The sequence below is a fragment of the Deltaproteobacteria bacterium PRO3 genome, assembly GCA_030263375.1.
Taxonomy (GTDB): Bacteria; UBA10199; UBA10199; order DSSB01; family DSSB01; genus DSSB01.
In genome coordinates, this window is the sequence record SZOV01000132.1 from 1 (window position 1) to 6,656 (window position 6,656).

Consider the following 6,656-nt stretch of genomic DNA (forward strand, 5'->3'; position numbering starts at 1 on the left):
ACCTGGAAAAGGAATTTCCCTCCCCCCGCTACGAGGAGCAGTCCGTCGTTCAAGAGGTCGACGCCGCGATGATCCTCGAGTCCACCTCGGAGGTCGCGGGGCAGCCCGCCGCGCCGAAGGGGCGCGACCTGCACGGGGCCGACGACCAGCCGCTGCGCGACCTCCGCCAATTCAGCGAGCGGGAACTCGAGCTGCTCGCTTCCCTCGGCCTGGAGCCCGCGGGGCTTCGCGATTACACGAACCCGAATTTCGCGGTCCGCGTGCGCGACGCCCTGGTCCATCTGATGCGAAATCCTTTCAAATCGCGGGAATACGAGAGCGGGGTGATCCGCCTGGTCGGCGCCTTGCGGCACTGGGAGATGCACGACGGGCGCAAGATCCGCTGGTTGGACGAGTACCTCAGCAACCACGGGCGCGACTTCTACGGCTTCTCCAAGCAGAGCATGCCGCCGCCGGTCCCGCCTCCGTCCCGCGTCCCGCTCTCCGCGGAGGAGCAGCAATCGCTCGGCGTCCGAGAGCTGCGCGCCGACAACGTCATGCAAGTCATATCGACCATCCGCTCCCGGTCGACCTCGATGGAAAGGATTGGCGATTTCATCCCCTTCAATCCGGATTCGGGGGACAGGAGCGTCCTGCGCCGGATCATGGATAATTATGGAGCGACCGTTCACGCGGTGAACCCCAAGCTGGGGATGTATCTCCAGGAGATGTTTAGGCCGCATGAGGCCTACCTCGCCTCTCTCGACAGGGGGGGAGCGGGCGGCAAGGGCGGCAAGCTCCCGGGACGCCGCGCCGTGCCGGTCGCGCCGGCGCGCGACGCCGCGGCGCTCGGCGAGCCGACCGGGGCCTACGTCGAAAAGATCCCGCTGGGCGGCTCGGGCGCGGACTTAAAAAGCCTCGGCGCCCCCCGGCCCACCTACGTCGGCGAGATCCCCGGCATGACGCCGGAGCTCGCCACCACCTTCGACCGCGGCGGGCGCATCGAACAGTGGCCTACCGGCCGCATGCTGGTGGAGCCGTCCAGCGGCGCCGATACCCGGGTGGTGCGTCCCGCCAGCCCCGCCGAGATCCTGGCCTACCTGCGCTGGTCGCAGCGCCAGGGCTTCCCCCGCGTCGAGTCCGCGCAGGCGGCCGAGGCCTGGAAGAAGCTCGAGGGCCGGGCGAAAGAGCTCGGCGTCGCGTTGTACCTGGGAGGAGAAGCTGCGACCGGACGGCCCGAGGGCAAGGCCCTCGAGGCCTTTCTGCAGGAGAACGGCGGCCAAGTGGTTTTTCTGAACGCCCTCTTGCAGAAACTGCCCGCTTCGCTGATCGCCGGCGGCGGACTGAAGAAAATCTTCCTGAAGAGCCCGCGGCAGGAGAACGCCCACTTCGGCGCCTACGACGCCGCGGACGGCTCGCTCTACCTTTACTCCGGGTCCTTCCATGGATCGCGCCGCAACCTCGCGGCGCTCTTCCTCCACGAGATCGGACATCCCACCGCCGAGCGCTATCGCACCGACGCCCAAGGCGACGCGAAGATCCCGCTGAGGGACCGGCAGGCCATGCACCGCGCGCACCAGACTCTCGCGCGGGAAAAGGCGCTCTTCGCCCTGGATTGGGGCCGGGGTCGCGCCGACCGCTTGAAAAAGCAGGCCGGCGATTTCACCGAGTTCGTCTCCGACCTGCACGTGGCCTACGTCGCCGCCGGTCCCGCGCTGCGCGCTCACATCCGCGGCCTGCCCGAGGGCAGCCCGGCCCGCGCGGCCTGGGAGCTGGTCTACGGCGAGCTGCGCGACCGCGTCTTCGGCGGCCTCGAGTACGATTTCTCCACACCGCCCCCGTCGCCGCGGCCCAAGCCCGGCCTGAGGCCGATTCCCGGCGGGAAGGCCGAGCGTCCGCTCGCGGCGATCCAGGTGCCGGCCGCCGTCCTGCAATCGGAAATAGGCCCGCAAAACGCGATTCGCGAAGAACGTCTCCCCGGCCTGGCCGCGGGCCGCGACCCCGGCGTGGGCCGCTACGCACACAACGAGGACCGCTTCGCGATCGTCCGCTTCACCGGGCCCGGCGGCAAGAAGGTCACCCGCTACTTCGCGATCGACGGCATGGGCGGCCACGCGGGCGGTGAGTTCGCCGCGGTGCTCGCCGAGCATGTCCTGAAGGAGGCCGCGGCGCGCCCCGGCGTCTCCCTCGAGGAGGCGATCCGCCTCGCCGATCAAAAGATGGTCGAGCACCCCGAACACAAGCGCCTGAAGGGCAATCCGGGGGCGGTCGTCGTCGGCGTGGAGGTCCGCGAGCTGGGCGGCGACGTCTACGAACTGCGCTTCGCAGACGTGGGCGACGCCGAGGCGATGGTCTTCCGTCCCGACTTCGAACTGCAGGGCGACGCCTACACGGCCCGGGAATTGGGCGCGACGCGCAAGTTGCCGCGGGGCCAGACGGTCCACGCCCGCATCCATCCCCTGGCCGCCCGCGTCGATCAGGCCTTGGGCGGGCATTATCCCCACGGGCACCAAGAGCTGCGCGTCGGCACGGAGACCCATCGCGCGAAGAAGGGCGCGAGCGTGGTGGCCGGCTCGGCCGGCTTGACGGAGAACTTCATCAGCAAGGACGAGATCGGCGACGTGCTGCGCTTCAGCGGCGCCCGCAGCGCCGCCGAGATGGAGCTGGCCCTGCGCAACGAGGCCCTCTTGCGGATGCACGTCCGAGCCGCCTTCAATGCCGAGGGGCGTTTCGGCCAAACGATCACCCATCGAGATTTCGTCGCCGCCTACCGCAAGGTCTGGGGCAAGAATCCGCCCCCGGGCGAGTGGCGCCACGAGGGTATGACGCTGACCGAGCTGGGCCACGTGGTCGACATGCGCAAGCACCCGGACACCGACGGCATCTCCGCGCACTACGTCGGCCATTTCAAGGCGGACAACGTCACGGTGATCGTCCAGCGCCTCGGCGAAGAGGCGGATGGAAATACCCCGAGCGGGGTCCGTCCCGACTTCCTCCCCCCGCCGCTCCCCAAGGTCGTCGAGATCGAGGCCGAGCCCTTGAGCGCCGAGGGGCCCGGCCGCTAAATTTCAGAATCCTCCCCGCAACTTATGTACATGGGTGCCGAAACCGTAGGCATCGTTTTTCGCTGCGGATCTTCTCTTCTCCGGGGTATTCCTAGGTCCCGGAACCCCGGGTGGGGCTAGGGGATCCGCAAGTAAGAGCCTGTTTTTACTATAATTTTTTGGGGGCACACCTATGTCAGGTCTGCACCGCCTCGCGGCGAGTCCGCCGCAGGCCGCGCAAACCCAGCATCCGACCACTGCGTCCGCGGTCCCACCCGGCGGACCCGGCCGCCTATTGGCCGCCTGGTTGGAGAGCCTCGCCGGCCTGGCCGCCGGGGCCCTCGCCCCGGACGGAGGCGAGGCGCCGCTCGCCGTCCGTCTCGAACAGGATTTTCCCCAAGCCAAAAAGACTTTGAGGGCCCGTCTCGGTGAAGACGGCTATCGCGAGGCCCTGGCCCTCGCCGGCGAGGAGGATCCCGAAATCTTTGCCGCCGCTTGGCTCGCCTTGGCGAGGCGGCGGCAGCGATTGGGAGGCATCGATGCGGCCGCGGCCGCTTATCAGATTCTCTCCCAAGTCGAAGGGTCCGCAGCGCGCGAGGCGCGGCGCGAGTTGGACGCCATCCTGGGTCGCGGGGCCGTCGGGGGTCGCGCCGAATTTCTGCTGGGACACTTCGCCGAGCAGGTCGCGGACCCGGGCATGTTGGGCGGGATGATGGTCGCCTCCGCCGTCTTTCAGGGCGTGCGTTTGGCCGGGCTCTCGCGCCTGCTGGCACGGCCGGAGGCGCATTGGCTGACGCGCGGCGCCGGCGCGCGCTTCGCTGCCTCCGCCCTCGGTTTCACCGCGGAGGTTCCCGCCTTTCTCTTCGCCAGCAAGGGCATCCATCACGCCATCGGGCCCAAGCAAGATTGGTCGCCGGAGACCCTGGGGCGGGAAGGTCTGGGCTTGGGCGTCACCCTGCTTTTCCTAAAGGGCTTCGGCGCTGCGGGCCGGAAGGGCGTTCGCTCGCTGCACGGGGCCTCCATGGGGCTACCCGCCTCGCCGCTGCTTCGCATTCCCGCCGCGGCCTTGCCGCAGGCCGCGACCTTGGCGGGCATCTACCTCGGCCATCAGGCCGAGGCCGCCCTGGGCCTTAGGCCCCAGGTGGACGGCGCCACCGCGCTGACCGATTCGCTGGTCTTTCTCTTGCAGCTTCACGCCGGCGGAAAATTGAGCCAGGCCTTGACGGGTCCCAAATTTGCGGCGGAGCTGCGCCGTATGGAACTCCTCTCCGAGACGCTCAGGCCGGTGCCGCGGCCCTTCGGGGGGGAGACGCCGCTCGGCGGCTTGCGGCCCTGGGTCGCGGGACCGGGCCCGGTCGCCTCCGCGGGGGTATCGGATTGGCGGCTTCCGCCCAGGCAAGCGACGCACAAAAACGCCGGGTCCCTCCACATGTCCCAGCTCGGGACCGGCGAGTCGTCCGACTACAAGTTCTACGAGCGTCGCTTGCTCAGCCATTTGCGGGATTGGCTCTCGGTGGGGCCCGAGGCCGACGCCGCCGTCCGCGACCGCTTCGGGAGGATGATCGAGGACATCGGCGAGTATTACTTAAAGACGCCGCATGTCGACCTGCAACGCTATTTCGATCTCATGCATAATAGCCGGCTGCGCGACGTCCTCCACGACGACGGCCGCACCACCACCCGCGTCGAGCAGCTAGAGGTTGCGGTGAAGTGTTTTTGGTACACGATGGACATGAACCCGCTGCGCCGGGGCGTCGGCTCGCACTACGATCACCTGATGCAGGAGGCCTTCGAGCGTACCCTCAAGGAAGGAACGGTCGAGGACTTCGATGCCCTGGTGCGGGTCGCGAGCATTTCCCGCCGCATCGAATCCTTGGAGGCCTTCCTGAATGAACGCGGTTGGTCGGCGCGTTATGCCTTCCTACCCGTGTCCGCCGCGACCCCCGAGCCGCCGCCCGCCTCCCTGCTGGATCGTTTGCGGCGGTGGCTGCCGAGTTTCCGTCGCCCGCAGGCGGCGCCCCCTCCGCCCGAATGGGTCGATCGACTTCACTCCTTGCCGCTCGCGCGCGATTTGCGGAACGCCGTCGAGCGGTACCTGAACAGCTACGACACCGCGGAGGCGGCCGTCCCGTTTCGGGACCCGGAGCACAATTTCATCCTTTGGCGCCCGCAGAGGAACGAAACCCGACGCGAGGCCTTCACGCCGACCATCGCGGTCGAAGGGCTGGCCGATTACCTCAAGACCTGGAGGTCTAGGCCCGCGTACAGGAAGGTCTTGGAGGACGCCATTCGGCGCGCGGCGTCCAGCACGGTGCCGCTATTGCACTTCGACCGGATCTTCAAGGTGCTCGCCACCCGGGATCTTCCGCACAAGATCGCCGAGGTCGCCGCCCCCGACGAATTCCATTGGGGTCGCCTGCAAGGGTATTTCGACCAAAGGGACGGCCATCCCGATTACCTGGCGGCCGTCGACCGCATCAACGGGAGCATCTATACCGGCTTCATCTACGACCGTACCCTGGCGGAAAAATTTGCGCTGCTGTACATGCAAACCAGCCGTCTCCTGCACGAAGCCGAAGAGGACATCCGCCTGTCGGAATACCACAACGATGCCCGTTTACTGTTGGAGCGCATCGAAAATTACGGCAAGAGGGGTGATCCGGCCTTCAAACAGGACGTCTTGGATTTGCTGAAGTTGGACCCGAGTCCCGACGCGAAGCTGGCGAAGCAGGCCTTGGAGAGAGGCCAAGCCGACATCCGTACGGTGCCTCGCGCGGAGCTGCGCCGGATCTGGGAGGCGCTCCCGCCCGCCCGTCGCCTCGGCAATCATCCGCGGGCAGTGTTCGTGCCTCCTGCGCAGAACGGCTCCCGGCGTGGCGAGGTGATCGTGGCGGAGAAATCCACCTTCGACGAGGCGGACGTCCTGTATTTGATGAAGCGGCGCACCACGCCGACCGCCGAGGAGGCCCGCCGCGCTATCGAGAACGGCGAGATCGACCTGCAGGTCTTGTCCAAGGAAGAGCTGCGCGAACTTTACGTCAAGCTCGATCCCTCCGCGAAGGAGGACGGCCCGGTGCATGCCTTCTACGTCCCCGCCGATCGAAGCCCGCACGGGAGGCCCATCATCGCGGTGCAGGCGCTGGATCCCGCCCTGTCTTGGGAAAACAAGATTTGGCAGGCCATCACGCTTCCCGCCCAGACGGTCCACGAATTCGAGCACCATTCGCACCGCGGTCTCAAAGACCTATTCCTCTCGGAGATGCGCGCCTGGCTCGAGGAAACCCACTTCATGATGTACAACGGGGATCTGAGGAGTTGGCGGGAGATGCAGGAGACCAGCCCCTACGGTTTCGGGGTCTTTCTGCGCAGTCTGGTCGACAAGACCTACATCGAGGGTCCCCGGCACGTCAGTCGCAAGAAATAGGAAAAAAACGGGAGCCGCTGGAGACGGCTCCCGTTCGGATTTTTCTTTCGCGGGATTTACTTCGCCGCGTCGGCCGGCTTCTCCGCCGCCTTCTCGGCGGCCGGGGCCGCGGGAGCGGCGTCGCTCTTAGGTGCGGCGGTCTCGGTGGCCGCGGCCGGCTTGGCGACTTTCTTGCGCGGGCGGCGATAACCCTTGGAGAGGGGGTCGCC

1 protein-coding gene is annotated in these 6,656 nt (G+C 67.5%); it reads left to right on the top strand.

All coding sequences use genetic code 11. The features are described 5' to 3' along the window. Positions 1 to 3,216 precede the first annotated feature (3,216 nt). Positions 3,217 to 6,447, top strand: coding sequence for a hypothetical protein (locus FBR05_14080; protein MDL1873305.1), 3,231 nt, complete (start codon positions 3,217 to 3,219; stop codon positions 6,445 to 6,447). Positions 6,448 to 6,656 lie beyond the last annotated feature (209 nt).